Source organism: Streptomyces sp. S063, from assembly GCF_002832675.1.
In the GTDB taxonomy this organism is placed as follows: domain Bacteria; phylum Actinomycetota; class Actinomycetes; order Streptomycetales; family Streptomycetaceae; genus Streptomyces; species Streptomyces sindenensis.
In genome coordinates this window covers 2,754,442-2,770,306 of the sequence record NZ_CP021707.1, presented here as the reverse complement: position 1 = coordinate 2,770,306, position 15,865 = coordinate 2,754,442, and the positions used below count along the sequence as shown (strand labels likewise).

Here is a 15,865-nt window from a genome sequence, read left to right as displayed (position 1 = left end):
GCCTCATCGGGCCGCCGACGGGGTTCGGTTCAGCGCCGCAGCGCCTCGACGGGCTGGATGCGGCTCGCGCGCCAGGACGGGTACAGCCCTGCCAGCAGGCCCGTGAGAAGCCCGATGGCGGGTGCGGAAGCGAGGGTCGTGAGGTCGATGACGGGCGTCCACTCGTTGTGGAGGCAGACGCCGACGACGACCAGCGTGCCGAGCGACGTTCCCGCCATCCCGCCGAACAGGCCGAGGGCCGCGGACTCGGTCAGGAACTGCCAGGTGATGTGGCGTGCGCGGGCGCCCAGGGAGCGCCTGAGGCCGATCTCGCCCGTGCGTTCCATGACGGCGATGAGTGTGGTGTTGGCGATGCCGACCGCCCCGACGAAGAGGCAGACGATCGACAGCAGGAGGAACAACTGCCCCAAGTCACTGCCGACGTCATCGCGGAGGGCCTTCGGGGCCGGCGGCGGGACGGCGCGCAGATACTCGGGATGGTCGGGGCGAAGAGCTAGGGCAGCCTGGTCGGCGACCTGGGTGGCCGCGCCGAGACGCGTCGATATGAGCATTTTCGCGCGCTCGTCCCGCGGAGGCCCCCAGATCTCCTCCGCGGTCGTTCTGGGGACGATGATCGAAAGAAGCAGGTCCGGTTTGCGTTCGACGTCGTCGAAGACACCGATCACCGTGAACGCGGTGTCGCCGATGAAGATCGCCGGCTGGGTGCGGAGCGTCGTGATGCCCAGGCGGGAGGCCGTCGCGGAACCGATCACCGCCACGGTCTGGTTGCGGGATTCGTGAAACCTGTCGTAGCCGCGGCCCTGGACGAAGTGGGGCCGGGCGGCCGACAGCACACCCGGGGAGGCCGCGACGACCGAGGTCCGGGAGACGGAACCGTTCGCCCCTTCGGCGGGAGTGGACCGAACCGACTCCCCGGGGGCGAGCCGGACCCTCCAATGGACACCGGCGGCCTCGACGCCGTTCACCCGGCCCATGGCGCTGTCCGCATCGTCGGGGAAGGCCAGGGGGACGCGGTCGGCGTCGTTGCCGCCCGTGTCCTCCACGGTGACCTCGGTCGCGGTCAGCCGATTGAACCGCGCGTCGATCTGCGAGGCGGCGGAACCGGTGAGGCCGAGCACGGAGATGAACGCTCCGACTCCCAGTACGGTCCCCAACGAGGTCAGCACCGAGCGTGCGGGACGTTGGACGACGCCGGCCACCGCCTCCGACAGGAGGTCGCGTACGGCGAACCGTGAACACTCCGGAACGGCTGCGCGGTCGGCGGCTCCCGCGCGGGCGTGGCGACGGCGTCGGCTCAGCACGGTACTCCGCCTTCGACAGGTGCCGTTTCGAAGAGAACCCCGTCGCGGATGGTGAGGATCCGCTGTCCTCGTTCGGCGACCTGCTTGTCGTGGGTGATGACCAGAATGGTCATCCCGTCGTGGTGCAGCTGATCGAGCAGACCGAGGATGGACGCCGCGGTCTCACTGTCGAGGTTGCCCGTCGGTTCGTCGCACAGCAGGAGCGACGGCTCGGACACCAGGGCCCGGGAGATGGCCACCCGCTGGCGCTCGCCACCGGAGAGCTGGGTGGGGAGAGCCTGGGCCCGGTGTGCCAGGCCGACGCGCGTGAGCACCTCCGCCGCCTTCCGGCGCCGTATCCGCCGGGGCTTCCGCTGGTAGAGCATCGCCAGCTCGACGTTCTCCTGGGCCGTGCGGTGGGGCAGGAGATGGAACGACTGGAAGACGAAACCGATGTGCCTGCCTCGCAGGGCTGCTTTGCGGCTGTCGTTCGCGGAGGAGGTGTCCTCGCCTTGGAGCAGGTACGTACCCTGAGTGGGGTCGTCGAGCAGGCCCAGCACGTTCAGCAGGGTCGACTTGCCCGAGCCCGACGGCCCGACGATGGTGACGAATTCGCCCTGCTCCACCCGCAGGTCACAGGGGTGCAGCGCCGCGACCGGCGGAGGGCCGGGGTAGGTGAGGCCGAGGCCGTCCAACTCGATGACAGGAGGGCGGCCGGTGGGTGCGACGTTCATGAGCCGGTCACCGGCCGCCGCTCGTCCGTTCCGACGATGACGCGATCACCGACGGCGAGGCGCGAGCCCCCGGCCGGCGAGACCTCCACGTACCCGTCGGCGGCCATACCGGTGTTCACACGCGTGCGCACTTCTCTCCGCCCCCGCAGCACCGTCACGGTGGTGTGCCCGTCCTCACCCGCGGATACCGCGGCCGTGGGAACGGCCAGGACGGGCTTCTTCGACGACGCGGCGGTGATGGTCAGCCGGACGTCCTCGCCCACCAGGTCCGCGGGCAGCGTCGTCGTCGGCTTGACCTTGATCGCGTAGGACCCGTCGGCGGTCTGCTCCGAGCCCTTCTCCGGTTCGGTCGGTCTCGCGGCGACGTACTCGATCTCTCCCGCCGCGCGGGACCCCGTCACCTCGGAGGTGACGGAGACCTTCATCCCCGGTTTCACCAGACGCTTGAGGTCGGGCCTCACCGAGCCCTCGACGATCAGCTTTCCCGCCGAGATGGAGATCAGCTCGCCCCGCGCGTCGTCGCCCACCTCCGCGTGCGCCTGCTCGACGAAGGCCGGTTCAGCGCGGACGTACACGATCTCCGCCATCGGGACCGTGACCGTCGGTGTCGCCCGCCGGGCCTCGTCGCCGGCGCCGCGTTCCTCCGCCTCGTCCCCGGCGGCCTGGTTCCGCGGTGGTGCGAGCGGGTCGGGCTGCCCCGGTACCGGGACGTGGCCGTGAGCCCGGTAGAAGCGGGTGACCGCCGCTTCCGTCCCGGGCCCGAATGTCCCGGCACGATCGTTGCCCGACCCGTAGCCGAGTCCGGCGAGAGCTTGTTGCAGCTGGGAGACGTCCCGCCCTGTGCTGCCGGGCCCGAGGTCCCGGTAAGCGGGGACCTCCCCCTCCAGGACGAAGACGGGGCGCCCGGAGATCTCCAGGAGCAGCTGTCCCATGCGGAGCGGCTGGCCCGTCCGCACCGCTGTCTTCGTCACCACGGACCTGCCCGAGTCCTTCTCGCCCACTCCTTCGCCCGAGACGTCGAGCCGCTGCGAGGCAGCGACCCTGCCTCGGGTGATGACGGTGTCGGAAAGGACCTTCTTCTGGACCGGGGCCGTCAGGACACTGGGGGCCGGCGGGCGCGTGTCCGCGGCCGCCTGGGCCGGAGACTTGACGAACGTGGCGGTGACCACCCCGGCCCCCGTCAGCACCGTTGAGCCGAGTACGACGAGAACCAGGAACCGACGGCGGCGGCTCGGCCGGCCGCGGTGCCGTCGCGCGTCGGCGCGACCGTGCGGGTGGTCTTCTTCCACCGCTGTGTCACTCACTGGCCCGTGACGATCTCTGAGGCCGTCCGTACCGCGGAGTCGATCTTCTTCCGCTCCGCCGACAGGTCCTCGGCGTGGTTCTCGATGGCCTGCTTCTGCAGCCTCGACTCGGCCTGGAACCAGATCCGCGCCACATCGGTCCGCTCGCGACAGGCGATATCGGTGGTGGCGGTCGCGATCTCCTGCGAACTCGGCTTATTACCGGTGAACTTGGGGTCGTCGCTCGCGTTGAGCGGTTCCTTGTAGTCGTACCCGTCGCGTTTCATGCACGCCGACCAGTCCGCGAACGCCCGAACCACCTCGGCCTCTTGCTGCGACTTGACGAAGGCCGCGTTGGCGAGGTCGAGGGCGGTGCGGGCCTGTACCGCGTTCGCGTCTATCCGTTTGTTCGCCGCGCCGACACACCCGTCGGCGGGGACCTTTCTGCCGTTCACCTTCTCGATACGACCGTCCAGCGCACGCGCGTCAATACTGGTTGCCGTCGACCCGTCGACGGCGCCCTTCTCGACCGCCGCGTCGTAGGCTTGCTGCTCCGCGGCATCCACCTTGTATCCGCGTACCGCCGCCAAGCCCTCGTCATGGATTCCGTAACGCCAGTCGGTCAGCGTCTTCGGCCCCACCCTGGGCAGGTCGGGAGCAGGGGTCCAGGCGAGCCCCAGCCCTTCCATGCAGTCGCTGATCAGTATCTTTTTCGCCTGCGCGAGCTGGCTCATCTCCTCATCCGTCGGCATGTACGCCTGAAGAGGGAGGGACCAGCTTTCCGGAGATGCGGCGTCGGACGAGGATTCCTTGATTTCGCTTTTCGGCGGTGCGGAACATCCGGAAAGCGTCAGAACCGCCGCCGTCGCGACAAGAGCGGCAGATGCGATCCCTGAAGGGCGAGGTGCGAAGTGGGGCGGCATGCAAGATTTCCGTTTTCAGGTGATGGTGGGACGCGAGGCAGGTGCCCGCCCAGCGGTGCGGGCACCTGGCCCGTTCAGCTCTTCCAGTTGAACGAGGCGTTCTCGTTGTACGTGGCGTCGAGCTGGTTCACCGTGCCCCAGATGTAGTCAGCCGCGCCCTTGTATCCGCTGTTGTAGTACAGCACCCCGGTATAGCTGGAGTGGGTGTTCCGGGCGGATGCGGCGTTGTTCTTCACGTTCTGTCCGCTACCGCTGCTCTTGAACCCGCAGTACTTGAGCGGGCTGTAGCCCGTCCCGTCCTGGACCGAGTCGAAGTCGTACACGGCATAACCGATGTTCCGGTAGTCGCCGCCGAGGTTCGAGTTGTAGTGGATGCGGAACTTGAACGTGTTGGACGAGTCGTAGTTGCAGCCGAACCAGTAGTTGTTGTAATCGCCGCTCGCGGCCGAAGCCGGTGTCGCCATGCCGGCGCCGAGCGCTGCGGTCATGGCGACGACAGCAGCGGTCTTCTTCAGATTGTGCATGTGATTTTCCTTATTGGGTCGGACGCGTTTGGGCTGAATCGTTCCCGAAACGGCGGGCCCGGCTTTCGGGGTGAATTCCTCCCCGGTCTGATGCGGGTGTCAGTACACACAAAGTCCAAAATATTTTCAAGACGCACCCAGTCTGTCGGTGCTCTGTGAAAGTTTCGTGATCGTTATGACGCAGGAGGCCAATCCCCAGGGGCAAAGTGGTGGATGTCCTCATTACGGACAATGCGGGCGATCGGCAAAATGGAAGATGTGGTGGATCGCAGATGTACTGAGCTTTTGGGGCGGGGGGTGCCGTTGGGTGATCTATGGGTGCATTTGGCGTGCGCAGCCGCCCTCGGGTTTCGAGGGGTAACGATTCGGCATCCGTCTGTGATGAGCGGCCCGGCGCTTTGCCCTTCTCGTTGAGCCGGGCCGTGTTCTGCCTTCCTCGTGGGGCTCAGCCCCTGCATATGGACATACAGCAACCTTCCTGGCTGAATAGAACGGTCGCGCCGGTCGTGGCGCGACGGATCCAGCAAGGGGACAGCATGAGTGGGAGCAGCCCCGCCGCACGGTTGCAGCGGCTCTTCGAGGGCCACCGGCTCACACCCACCCAGCGGCGCATCGCACACTGCATGGTCCGCCGGGCCGCCGACGCGCCGTTCCTCTCCAGCGTCGAGCTGGCCGAGCTGGCCGGGGTCAGCCAGCCCTCCGTCACCCGCTTCGCCGTCGCCCTCGGCTTCGACGGCTATCCGGCGCTGCGCAGGCACCTGCGCGAGGTCGCGCCCGCCGAGGCGGAGCAGGAGGAGACGGGGGAGACGTACAACGAGTACCAGCAGGCCGTCCGCGCCGAGATCGAGAACCTCCAGCACCTCAGTGACATGCTCGCCGACCCCGCGCCCGTCGAGCGGGCCGGCCGGCTGCTCGCCGCCTCCCGGCCCCTGCCGGTGCTCGGGCTGCGCGCCGCCTCCTCGCAGGCGCGCGGCTTCGGCTACTTCGCCGCCAAGGTGCACCCCGACGTCCGGGTGCTCGACGAGGGCGGCAGCATGCTGGCCGACCGGATCGACTCCGCCCGCCGGGCCGGGGCCACCGCCCTGATGTGCTTCGCCCTGCCGCGTCACCCCAAGGAGAGCGTGGACGCGCTCGCGTACGCCCGGGACCAGGGGCTGACCGTCGTGACGGTCGCCGACTCCGCCTTCGCGCCCGTCGCCAAACACAGCGACCTGCTGCTCCCGGCGGCGATCGGCTCCGGGCTCTCCTTCGACACCGTCTGCGCGCCGATGCTGCTCGGCCGGGTGCTGCTGGAGGCCATGTGCGACGGACTGCCCGACGCCCAGGCGCGGCTGGAGGAGTTCGACGTACGGGCGGCGGCGCGCGGCCTGTTCGTGGAGTGAGACCCCGGGGCCTCGCGCCGCCCCGGACGTATCAGACCTCCAGCTCCGCCTCGATCTTCTTCAGCTGGTGGCGGGCCATCGCCAGGTTCGCCCGGCTCGCGTCCAGCACCAGGTAGAGGAACAGGCCGTTGCCGCCACGGGTCTTGAGCAGCCGGATCAGGTGGTACTGGGTGCCCAGGGTGATGAGGATGTCCTCGATCTCCTCCTTGAGCCCCAGGTGTTCCATGGTGCGGAGCTTGGCGCGGATCACGTCGGTGTTGCCCGCGGCGGCGACCTCCAGGTTGAAGTCCTTGCCGCCGCCGAGCGTGCCGAGGGCCATCCCGCTCGTGTAGTCGACGAGGGCGACACCCGTGGTGCCCTCGATCGAGCTCATCGCTTCCTTCAGAGACGCTTCGGTGTTCGCCATGGTGGCTCGTTTCCTTTCCCTGGCCGGTCGTGGTGACCGGGTCCGTTTCTGTGCCGGCCGCTGGGCCGGTTTCCGTGCGGGCTGGTGCTCGGGCTTCTGCGTGATGGCTGAGTCCCGGTGGTTGTGGCGGTACGGGTGGGGGGAATCGGGCGACCGCTGCGCGAAGGTGCGTTACGTGGGGCGTTGCGGCAGGGCGCGGTCGGGCGCGGTGGCCGGGCGCGGTGGTGCGGCACGGGGGGTGGCCGCGGCGGGGCGCTCGACGCGCTCCAGCGCGGTGTCGACGAGTTCGCCGATGCGGGCGCCCGCGCGGCGGCCCTCCAGGTGGAGCCGGCCGACGTTGATGCGGTCCTCGGCGAGCAGGGTCAGGACGGCGGAGGAGCCCGCGGCGTAGGTGGCGATGTAGCCGTTGCCGCCGCGGACCAGCAGTTCCCGGAAGCCGCCCCGGCCGGTGGCGTCGGTCATACGGATGGAGACGCCGAGGGCGGCGGCGGTGAGGGCGGCGACGCCCTCCGCCTCGACGCCCGGGGTGTCGTGGGCCAGGACGAGCCCGTCGGTGGAGGCGGCCAGCGCCCCGGAGAGCAGCGGGACCCGGGCGCGTAACCGCTGGAGCTCGTCGAGGACATCACGCACTTCGGCCTCGGGCACCATCAGCTGTCTCCTCCCGGCACGCTGTCTGAGCGCGCGTATCACAGGGCCTCCAATGCGTCTCGGAGTCGGCGCAGCAGGGCGATATCGGGGTCGGCCGTCACCTCGGGGAGCGTGATCCGGCCGGGCGCGGCGACGGTCGGCAGGGGCTGGGCGCGGACCGCCTCCACCAGACCGGCCGCGGCGAGCCGTCGCAGGTCGACCAGGATGTGGAACGCGGAGCGGCCCAGCGCCTGCGCGATGTCCGAGGCCGTACGGACCCCGTCGACCAGCTCCAGGAGCCGGCGCTGCCGGGCCGGGAGCGGGGCGTCGGTCCGGTGCGCCGTCCGCAGGAGCGGGGCGCTGTCGCAGGCGGGATCGGGCCAGATCCGGTCCAGGAACTCCCGTCTGCGCAGCGTCTCGCGCTCCACGGCGGCGACGGGGACGGGCCGCACCGGACCGATCCAGTGCGCCACCCCGTAGCGGAAGCGGGCGGGGGTCCCGGTCGGGGCGAGGGCGAAGAACGCGGCGTCGTACAGCGCGCCCAGATGGCACAACTCCAGCGCCCCGCCCGGCACATGACCGCTGTCCACCAGATAGCGGCCGACCCGGCGGCCCGCCCCGGCCTGTGCCACCGCGTCCCACCACCCCTCGTGCCGCAGGGTTCCACCGGTGGTGAGCAGGACGTCGATGCCGGGGGTGGCGGGGCTCTCGGCGTGCACCACCTGGCCGTCGGAGAGGTAGAGCGTGCCGCGGTCGCGCATCAGGGCGCCGGTGGCGCGCTCGGCGGCCAGGCGCTGGAGCATCGGGGAGAGGACGGGCAGCCGGTCCGTCCCGGGTGCGTCGGGGTCGGCGGCTATCGCGCTCATGCCAGCACCAGCCGCTCGGCCAGCTCACCGAGCCGCCTCCGGGCGAGCGCGAGGTTGCCCGCCGAGCGGTCCATCCAGAGGTGCAGGAAGACGCTGCTGTCGAATGCCGTCTCCACGAATCGGAGCATGTGGTATGCGTCATGGGTGGTGACGATGACGTCCTCGACGGGCGTGCTCGGTGGCTCCGCGGTCCGATCGCCCTCGGCGCCGAGGCGGGCGAAGGCGGGCTGTTCGGCGGTCATCCGGGCGACTTCCGCGGTCTCGGCGGCGGTCGCCTCGTGGTCGCCGTTGGGGGAGTCCCCGATGGTGCCGAGGGCGAGACCGCTCGTCCAGTCGACCACCGAGGCGCCCCGGGCACCGGGCAGCCTCATGACTTCGAGCAGGCACTCGTCGATTCCGGGCACGCGGATTTCCCCTCCCGACGTGGCGTACGGCTGTAACGCAGAGGCTACGCATCGTGCTCACGACTGGTGGAGGTTCTGGCATTTTCCTTTGGTACATGCCCTCCGGGGTGTAAAGGGGCGGCTGAAATGTGGTGGCCGGGGGGTGCGGTGACGTCCGCTCAGGGGGCGTCGGCGCCGGACCTCGCGCGGGCGGTCATCACCGCCTTGTTGAGCGCCCAGAGCCCGATCCCGATGAGCAGCAGGATTCCGGCGCGTACGTACACGTCGGAGCCCCGGTCGGCGAGCGGGCTCGCCAGGATCAGCGAGGTGAGCGCGCCGAGCACCGGAAGCGCCGTGGGCGTACGGAAGTGGGGGTGGTCCACCGGGTCCCTGCGCAGCACCAGTACGGCGATGTTGACCACGGCGAAGACGCAGAGCAGCAGGAACGAGGTGGTGTCGCCGAGCCCTTCGATCTCGCCGGTGGAGACCAGGCCGATCGCCAGGGCGGAGACGAAGACGATCCCGACCCAGGGGGTGCGCCGACCGGCCAGCACCTTGCCCATCGCGGGCGGCAGGATGCGCTCGTTGGCCATGCCGTAACAGAGCCGCGAGGCCATCATGATGTTGATCAGCGCCGAGTTGGTGACGGCGAACAGGGCGATCAGCGCGAAGAGTTTCGGCGGGAAATCGACGCCCCCGGCCTTCACCACCTCCAGCAGCGGGCCGCTGGACCCCGACAGGGTGCGGGAGTCGACCAGGAGTGAGGAGATCAGGGCGACCAGGACGTAGATGGTGCCGGTGACGCCCACGCCGATGAAGATGGCGCGGGGGAAGTTCCGGGCCGGGTTCTTGGTCTCCTCGGCCATGTTCACCGAGTCCTCGAAGCCGACGAAAGCGAAGAAGCCGAGCGCGGTGGCGCCGAGGACACCGGTGAGCAGGGCGTATCCGGTGCCGCCGGTCTCGATCTGGGTCAGCCGGGAGGGTTCGCCCTCGCCGCTGAGGACGGCGTACGCGCCGATCGCGAGGATCACCGCGAGCCCGCTGACCTCGACCAGGGTCAGGACGACGTTGGCCTTGACCGATTCGGCGACCCCGCGGAGGTTGATCGCGGCCAGGGCGAGGATGAACAGGATCGCGATCAGGGTCGGCGGCACGGCGTCGGTGAACTCGCCCAGGTAGTCGCCGCTGAACGCCCGTGCCGCCGCGCTCGCGGAGGAGAGGCCCGAGCACATGACCATGAAGGCGACGACGAAGGTCAGGAAAGGGGCCTTGAACGCCTTCTGGGTGTAGAGCGCGGCCCCGGCCGCCTTCGGGTACTTGCCGACCAGCTCCACGTATGAGGCCGCCGTCAGCAGTGCGACGACGAAGCCGATCGCGAACGGCAGCCACAGTGCGCCGCCGATTTTGCCCGCCACGTCTCCGGTGGTGGCGTAGATGCCGGTTCCGAGGATGTCGCCGATGACGAAGAGGACCAGCAGCTTGGGGCCGAGAGCCCGCTTGAGCTGCGGCGCTCCGCCGTCCTTCCCGGCCGGCCGGGCGCTTGCGGGTGGGTCGGGAGTGCTCATCGGTGCCTCCGGGGCGGCCGCTGGGGCGGGTGGGAAACACGTCTTCCCGATCGCGACGCGAACCGCACCTGTTGACTACGACTATTCAGAGCATCAGGATGTGAATAGTTTTCCACCGTCGCGAGGAGGCACCGCCATGTCAGGACCCCGCCCCGTACGGGCACCGCGCGGCAGCGCGCTGACCGCCCTGGGATGGCAGCAGGAAGCCGCCCTGCGCATGCTGCAGAACAACCTCGACCCCGAGGTCGCCGAGCACCCCGACAAGCTCGTCGTCTACGGCGGCACCGGGAAGGCGGCCCGCGACTGGCGCTCGTTCGACGCGATGGTCCGCACCCTTCAGACGCTCAAGCAGGACGAGACGATGCTCGTCCAGTCCGGGCGGCCGGTCGGTGTCATGCAGACCCACGAGTGGGCGCCGCGCGTGCTCATCGCCAACTCCAACCTGGTCGGCGACTGGGCCAACTGGGAGGAGTTCCGCCGCCTGGAGCAGCTGGGCCTGACCATGTACGGCCAGATGACCGCCGGGTCCTGGATCTACATCGGCACCCAGGGCATCCTCCAGGGCACCTACGAGACCTTCGCCGCCGTCGCCGCGAAGAAGTTCGGCGGGACCCTCGCCGGGACGATCACCCTGACGGCCGGTCTCGGCGGCATGGGCGGCGCCCAGCCCCTCGCCGTCACCATGAACGACGGCGTCGCGATCTGTATCGACGTCGACCCGCGCGCCATCGAGCGCCGCATCGAGCACCGCTACCTGGACGTGAGGGCCGACAGCCTGGAGCACGCCCTCCAGCTCGCCGTCGAGGCCCGCGACCAGCGGAAACCTCTCTCCATCGGCCTCCTCGGCAACGCGGCCGAGCTGCTGCCCCGGATGCTCGCCGAGGGCGCGCCGATCGACATCGTCACCGACCAGACCAGCGCCCACGACCCGCTGGCCTACCTGCCGCTCGGGGTCGACTTCGACGACATGGCCACCCTCGCCGCCGAGAAGCCGGCCGACTTCACCCAGCGCGCCCGCGAGTCGATGGCCCGCCATGTCGAGGCCATGGTCGGCTTCATGGACGCCGGCGCCGAGGTCTTCGACTACGGCAACTCCATCCGCGGCGAGGCCCAGCTCGCCGGGTACGACCGCGCCTTCGACTTCCCCGGCTTCGTCCCCGCCTACATCCGCCCCCTCTTCTGCGAGGGCAAGGGCCCCTTCCGCTGGGCGGCCCTCTCCGGCGAGGCCTCCGACATCCACAAGACGGACAAGGCGATCCTGGACCTCTTCCCGGAGAACGAGTCGCTGCACCGCTGGATCAAGATGGCCGGCGAGCGCGTCCACTTCCAGGGCCTGCCCGCCCGCATCTGCTGGCTCGGCTACGGCGAGCGCGACAAGGCCGGCGAGCGCTTCAACGACATGGTCGCGAGCGGCGAACTGGCCGCCCCGCTGGCCATCGGCCGCGACCACCTCGACTGCGGTTCCGTCGCCTCCCCCTACCGCGAGACCGAGGCCATGCTCGACGGCTCCGACGCCATCGCCGACTGGCCGCTGCTCAACGCCATGGTCAACGTCGCCTCCGGTGCCTCCTGGGTCTCCCTCCACCACGGCGGCGGCGTCGGCATGGGCCGCTCCATCCACGCGGGCCAGGTCTCCGTCGCCGACGGCACGAAGCTGGCCGGCGAGAAGATCCGCCGCGTCCTGACGAACGACCCCGGCATGGGCGTCATCCGCCACGTCGACGCCGGCTACGACATCGCGGAGACCGTCGCCGCGGACAAGGGCGTACGCGTGCCGATGACGGAGGGCAACTGATGCCCACGGGCACCTCGGGGCAGGGCCCGGCCGGTGCGGCCGGGCCCACCCCTCCCGCCCCGGGACGGCAGCCGTGGCGCGCCGGGGACTCCTTCCTCTCGATGTGGCGGGAGCTGGCTCCCGTCGGGCGCCACCCCGACAGCGGCGGCTACCGGCGCTACGCCTGGTCGGCGTCCGACCTCGACTGCCGGCCTGGTTCCGCGCGCAGGCCGAGGCGCGCGGGCTCGCGTACGAGACCGACCGCAACGGCAACCAGTGGGCCTGGCTCGGCGACCCCCTGGCCGGGGACGCCGTCGTCACCGGCTCCCACCTGGACTCCGTCCCGGACGGCGGGGCCTTCGACGGCCCGCTCGGGGTGGTGTCCTCCTTCGCCGCGCTCGACGAACTCCACCGCAGGGGAGTGGAGTTCACCCGGCCGCTGGCCGTCACCAACTTCGGTGACGAGGAGGGCGCCCGCTTCGGCCTGGCCTGTGTCGGGTCCCGGCTCGCCGCCGGACAGCTCACCGTCGCCGACGCCCACCGTCTGAGGGACGCGGACGGGACCACCCTGCCCGCTGCCATGGAGGCGGCCGGATACGACCCCGGGACCATCGGCCCCGACCCGGAACGCCTCGCCCGGATCGGCGCGTTCGTCGAACTCCACGTCGAGCAGGGCCGCGCCCTCGACCTGACCGGCGACCCCGTCGGCATCGCCTCCGCCATCTGGCCGCACGGCCGCTGGCGGTTCGACTTCCGGGGCGAGGCCAACCACGCGGGCACCACCCGGCTCGTCGACCGCCGCGACCCGATGCTCACGTACGCCGAGACCGTGCTCGCCGCCCGCCGTGAGGCCGAACTGACCGGCGCACTCGCCACGTTCGGCAAGATCGCGGTCGAGCCCAACGGGGTCAACGCCATCCCCTCCCTCGTCCGCGGCTGGCTCGACTCCCGCGCCGCCGACCAGGCCACCCTCGACGCCGTCGTCACCGGCGTCGAGCGCGCCGCCCGGGAATACGCCGAGCGGGCCGGGATCGACCTCGACGTCGTACGCGAATCGTTCACGCCCGTCGTCGAGTTCGAGCACGCCCTGCGCGACGAGCTGGCCAAGATCCTGGAGGGCGGCGGCGACACGGGGCGGCCCGTGCCCGTCCTCGGCACCGGCGCGGGCCACGACGCGGGTATTTTGTCCGCCTCGGTGCCCACCGCCATGCTCTTCGTACGGAACCCCACCGGCATCTCGCACTCACCCGCCGAGCACGCCGCCGAGGACGACTGCACGGCGGGGGTCGAGGCACTCGCCGACGTACTGGAAGGTCTCGCGTGCAGCTGACACAACGGACGACGGGCGCGCCCGTCACCGCGACCTACTGGATGGACCACGCCTGGCTCGGCACGCACGTCGAGCCGGGCGTCACCCTGGACGTCGCGGACGGGCGCATCGCCGGGATCAGGACCGGGGTCGAGACACCCCCGCCCGGCGCGACCGCGCTGCGCGGCCTGACCCTCCCCGGTCTCGCCAACGCCCACTCCCACGCCTTCCACCGAGCCCTGCGCGCCACCGTCCAGGTGGGCACCGGGACCTTCTGGACCTGGCGCGAGCTGATGTACCGCACGGCGGCCGAGCTCACCCCGGACACCTACTTCGACCTGGCCCGCGCCACGTACGCCGAAATGGCCCTGGCAGGCATCACCTCCGTCGGAGAATTCCACTATCTGCACCACGCCCCCGGCGGCACCCCCTACGCCAACCCGAACGCCATGGGCGAGGCGCTCATCGCGGCCGCCGCCGAGGCCGGGATCCGGATCACCCTGCTGGACACCGCCTATCTCGCTGCTGGATTCGGCGAGCGGCCGGGCCGGCACCAGCTGCGCTTCTCCGACACCACCGCCGAGGCCTGGGCGGAGCGCGCCTCCCTCCTCAAGGGCGACGACCACACGCTGATCGGCGCGGCGATCCACTCCGTCCGGGCGGTCCCGGCGGACCAACTGGCCACCGTGGCGCAGTGGGCCGAGGAGCGGGAGGCGCCGCTCCACGTCCACCTCTCCGAGCAGCCGGCGGAGAACGACGCCTGCCGGGCCGCCCACGGCCGCACCCCCACCCGGCTGCTCGCCGACCACGGAGTCCTCGGCCCGCGCACCACCGGCATCCACAACACACACCTGACCGAGGCGGACATCGAGCTGCTGGGCTCCTCGGCGACGGGCACCTGCATGTGCCCCACGACCGAACGCGACCTGGCCGACGGCATCGGCCCCGCCACCGCCCTCCAGAAGGCGGGCTCGCCGCTCTCGCTGGGCAGCGACAGCCACGCCGTGATCGACCTCTTCGAGGAGGCGCGGGCGATGGAGCTCAACGAGCGGCTGCGCACCCACATCCGGGGCCACTGGACGGCCGCCGCCCTGCTGAGGGCCGCCTCCGCCGACGGGCACGCCGCGCTGGGCCGCCCCGACGCGGGCGTCCTGGAGCCGGGCGCCCCCGCCGATCTGACCACCGTCGCCCTGGACTCCGTCAGAACGGCGGGACCGGTGCCCCGACTGGCAGCGGAGACCGCCGTATTCGCCGCCTCCGCCGCTGATGTGCGGCACACGGTCGTGGCGGGGCGGCACATCGTCCAAGACGGCCGTCACACACAGGTCGAGGACGTGCCCCGGGCGCTTGCGACAGCCATCGCCGCCCTGCACGGCTGAGCCGGGGACGCGACCCCTCCGCACCACCCACCCGGGACCGCCGGGACCGCCCGGAGCCCCGGGACCGCGCGGAACCCCGGGACCCCCCAGACCCCCGGAACGCAAGGAGAACACTCTCCAGATGACGACCACCGCCGTCACCCACATCGCCAGCCTGGTCACCAATGACCCCTCCCTCGGCAACGGGACCCCCCTGGGCCTGATCCAGGACGCGGCGGTCGTCATCGAGGGCGACCGCATCGTCTGGACCGGTGAATCCAGCAAAGCACCCGCCACTGACAACGTCCTCGACGCGGCCGGCCGCGCGGTGATCCCGGGCTTCGTCGACTCCCACTCCCATCTGGTCTTCGCGGGCGACCGCACCCAGGAGTTCAACGCCCGCATGTCCGGACAGCCCTACCGCGCGGGCGGTATCCGCACCACCGTCGCCGCCACCCGGGCCGCCACCGACGAGGAGCTGTCCGCCAACGTGGCCCGCTACCTCGCCGAGGCCCTGCGCCAGGGCACCACCACCTTCGAGACCAAGTCCGGCTACGGCCTCACCGTCGAGGACGAGGCCCGCGCCCTGCGCATCGCGGGCCGCCACACCGACGAGGTCACCTACCTCGGCGCCCACATCGTGTCCCCCGACTACGCCGACGACCCCGCCGGATACGTCGACCTGGTCACCGGCCCGATGCTGGAGGCCTGCGCCCCGCACGCCCGCTGGATCGACGTGTTCTGCGAGCAGGGCGCCTTCGACGGCGACCAGGCCCGCGCCATCCTCACCGCGGGCCTCGCCAGGGGGCTGCACCCGCGCATCCACGCCAACCAGCTCAGCTACGGCCCGGGTGTCCAGCTCGCCGTCGAGCTCGACGCCGCATCGGCCGACCACTGCACCCACCTCACCGACGCGGACGTCGACGCGCTGGGCCAGGGCAACACGGTGGCCACCCTCCTCCCCGGCGCGGAGTTCTCCACCCGCGCCACCTGGCCCGACGCCCGCCGCCTCCTCGACGCCGGGGCCACCGTCGCGCTCTCCACGGACTGCAACCCCGGCTCGTCGTTCACCTCGTCCATGCCGTTCTGCGTCGCGCTGGCCGTACGCGACATGGGGATGACCCCGGACGAGGCGATCTGGTCCGCCACCGCGGGCGGCGCCGCGGCCCTGCGCCGTACCGACATCGGCCGCATCGTCCCCGGCGCCCGCGCCGACCTGGTCCTCCTCGACGCCCCGAGCCACGTCCACCTCGCCTACCGCCCGGGCGTCCCGCTGGTCAGCGCGGTGTGGCGGAGCGGGGAGCGGGTGGCCTGACGGGCGCCCCGGGGGCCGACCCCGGGGCCCGGCGGGCCTCCGGCCCCCACACGCGGAAGGACCCGCTCCCGGCGATCCGGGGCGGGTCCTTCCGCGGTGCTCCTCGGCTCCCCGGACCCCGTGGCGGGGCGGAGGG

General features: G+C 71.1%; 14 protein-coding genes and 1 pseudogene. 5 read left to right on the top strand and 10 right to left on the bottom strand.

The features are described 5' to 3' along the window. Positions 1-29: 29 nt before the first annotated feature. The 5 genes from CCZ36_RS12470 to CCZ36_RS12450 form a co-directional block, all read right to left on the bottom strand. A complete protein-coding gene (locus tag CCZ36_RS12470; RefSeq protein WP_069737460.1) occupies positions 30-1,301 on the bottom strand; it encodes an ABC transporter permease in 1,272 nt (423 codons plus the stop codon). After that, positions 1,295-2,014, bottom strand: a complete 720-nt coding sequence (locus CCZ36_RS12465; RefSeq protein ID WP_128817659.1) for an ABC transporter ATP-binding protein — start codon at positions 2,012-2,014, stop codon at positions 1,295-1,297. The genes CCZ36_RS12470 and CCZ36_RS12465 overlap by 7 nt, the downstream gene beginning before the upstream one ends. Further along, on the bottom strand, positions 2,011-3,318 hold the full coding sequence (locus tag CCZ36_RS12460; protein WP_237302644.1) for a peptidoglycan-binding domain-containing protein: 1,308 nt from the start codon (positions 3,316-3,318) through the stop codon (positions 2,011-2,013). Before CCZ36_RS12460 ends, CCZ36_RS12465 begins: the two co-directional genes overlap by 4 nt. Then, a complete protein-coding gene (locus tag CCZ36_RS12455; protein WP_237302643.1) occupies positions 3,315-4,031 on the bottom strand; it encodes a hypothetical protein in 717 nt (238 codons plus the stop codon). Before CCZ36_RS12455 ends, CCZ36_RS12460 begins: the two co-directional genes overlap by 4 nt. A 263-nt stretch (positions 4,032-4,294) precedes the next feature. Continuing rightward, positions 4,295-4,744 carry a hypothetical protein gene (locus tag CCZ36_RS12450; protein WP_069737463.1) on the bottom strand — a complete coding sequence of 150 codons (450 nt, stop codon included), beginning with the start codon at positions 4,742-4,744 and terminating at the stop codon, positions 4,295-4,297. Positions 4,745-5,280: 536 nt separating this feature from the next. Here CCZ36_RS12450 and CCZ36_RS12445 point away from each other — a divergent pair. Further along, positions 5,281-6,126 carry a MurR/RpiR family transcriptional regulator gene (locus CCZ36_RS12445; protein WP_069737464.1) on the top strand — a complete coding sequence of 282 codons (846 nt, stop codon included), beginning with the start codon at positions 5,281-5,283 and terminating at the stop codon, positions 6,124-6,126. A 31-nt stretch (positions 6,127-6,157) separates the two neighbouring features. Here the strand turns inward: CCZ36_RS12445 and CCZ36_RS12440 are convergent, their stop codons facing one another. The 5 genes from CCZ36_RS12440 to CCZ36_RS12420 all read right to left on the bottom strand — a co-directional run bounded on the left by CCZ36_RS12440 (position 6,158) and on the right by CCZ36_RS12420 (position 9,973). Next, positions 6,158-6,532 (bottom strand): hypothetical protein, encoded by a 375-nt coding sequence (locus CCZ36_RS12440; protein WP_069743134.1) that lies wholly within the window; start codon positions 6,530-6,532, stop codon positions 6,158-6,160. A 171-nt stretch (positions 6,533-6,703) separates the two neighbouring features. Further along, entirely contained in the window at positions 6,704-7,180 is a 477-nt protein-coding gene (locus CCZ36_RS12435) for a roadblock/LC7 domain-containing protein (RefSeq protein ID WP_069737466.1), read from the bottom strand. 38 nt (positions 7,181-7,218) lie between these two features. Further along, the gene (locus CCZ36_RS12430) at positions 7,219-8,025 is read right to left on the bottom strand and encodes a helix-turn-helix domain-containing protein (RefSeq protein WP_069737467.1); all 807 of its coding nucleotides are present in this window, start codon (positions 8,023-8,025) and stop codon (positions 7,219-7,221) included. Continuing rightward, positions 8,022-8,429, bottom strand: coding sequence for a hypothetical protein (locus tag CCZ36_RS12425; RefSeq protein WP_069737468.1), 408 nt, complete (start codon positions 8,427-8,429; stop codon positions 8,022-8,024). Before CCZ36_RS12425 ends, CCZ36_RS12430 begins: the two co-directional genes overlap by 4 nt. 158 nt (positions 8,430-8,587) lie before the next feature. Continuing rightward, positions 8,588-9,973 carry an APC family permease gene (locus CCZ36_RS12420; RefSeq protein ID WP_128817657.1) on the bottom strand — a complete coding sequence of 462 codons (1,386 nt, stop codon included), beginning with the start codon at positions 9,971-9,973 and terminating at the stop codon, positions 8,588-8,590. A 136-nt stretch (positions 9,974-10,109) separates the two neighbouring features. Here CCZ36_RS12420 and hutU point away from each other — a divergent pair, with 136 nt between their 5' ends. The 4 genes and pseudogenes from hutU to hutI all read left to right on the top strand — a co-directional run bounded on the left by hutU (position 10,110) and on the right by hutI (position 15,729). Continuing rightward, positions 10,110-11,768 (top strand): urocanate hydratase, encoded by a 1,659-nt coding sequence (hutU, locus tag CCZ36_RS12415; RefSeq protein WP_069737470.1) that lies wholly within the window; start codon positions 10,110-10,112, stop codon positions 11,766-11,768. Continuing rightward, positions 11,768-13,077, top strand: a pseudogene (locus CCZ36_RS12410) (allantoate amidohydrolase). The gene hutU and the pseudogene CCZ36_RS12410 overlap by 1 nt, the downstream one beginning before the upstream one ends. After that, complete coding sequence (locus CCZ36_RS12405; protein ID WP_069737472.1) at positions 13,068-14,435, top strand: formimidoylglutamate deiminase; 1,368 nt, start codon at positions 13,068-13,070, stop codon at positions 14,433-14,435. The pseudogene CCZ36_RS12410 and the gene CCZ36_RS12405 overlap by 10 nt, the downstream one beginning before the upstream one ends. A gap of 121 nt (positions 14,436-14,556) precedes the next feature. Then, complete coding sequence (gene hutI, locus CCZ36_RS12400) at positions 14,557-15,729, top strand: imidazolonepropionase (protein WP_069737473.1); 1,173 nt, start codon at positions 14,557-14,559, stop codon at positions 15,727-15,729. Positions 15,730-15,865: the final 136 nt, after the last annotated feature.

What these genes read in the sequence shown, in the direction of transcription:
- CCZ36_RS12430 (WP_069737467.1), bottom strand. Translation starts at nt 8,025, where the DNA reads ATGAGCGCGATAGCCGCCGACCCCGACGCACCCGGGACGGACCGGCTG.
- hutI (WP_069737473.1), top strand. Translation starts at nt 14,557, where the DNA reads ATGACGACCACCGCCGTCACCCACATCGCCAGCCTGGTCACCAATGAC.
- hutU (WP_069737470.1), top strand. Translation starts at nt 10,110, where the DNA reads ATGTCAGGACCCCGCCCCGTACGGGCACCGCGCGGCAGCGCGCTGACC.
- CCZ36_RS12465 (WP_128817659.1), bottom strand. Translation starts at nt 2,014, where the DNA reads ATGAACGTCGCACCCACCGGCCGCCCTCCTGTCATCGAGTTGGACGGC.
- CCZ36_RS12450 (WP_069737463.1), bottom strand. Translation starts at nt 4,744, where the DNA reads ATGCACAATCTGAAGAAGACCGCTGCTGTCGTCGCCATGACCGCAGCG.
- CCZ36_RS12435 (WP_069737466.1), bottom strand. Translation starts at nt 7,180, where the DNA reads ATGGTGCCCGAGGCCGAAGTGCGTGATGTCCTCGACGAGCTCCAGCGG.
- CCZ36_RS12440 (WP_069743134.1), bottom strand. Translation starts at nt 6,532, where the DNA reads ATGGCGAACACCGAAGCGTCTCTGAAGGAAGCGATGAGCTCGATCGAG.
- CCZ36_RS12420 (WP_128817657.1), bottom strand. Translation starts at nt 9,973, where the DNA reads ATGAGCACTCCCGACCCACCCGCAAGCGCCCGGCCGGCCGGGAAGGAC.
- CCZ36_RS12455 (WP_237302643.1), bottom strand. Translation starts at nt 4,031, where the DNA reads ATGAGCCAGCTCGCGCAGGCGAAAAAGATACTGATCAGCGACTGCATG.
- CCZ36_RS12445 (WP_069737464.1), top strand. Translation starts at nt 5,281, where the DNA reads ATGAGTGGGAGCAGCCCCGCCGCACGGTTGCAGCGGCTCTTCGAGGGC.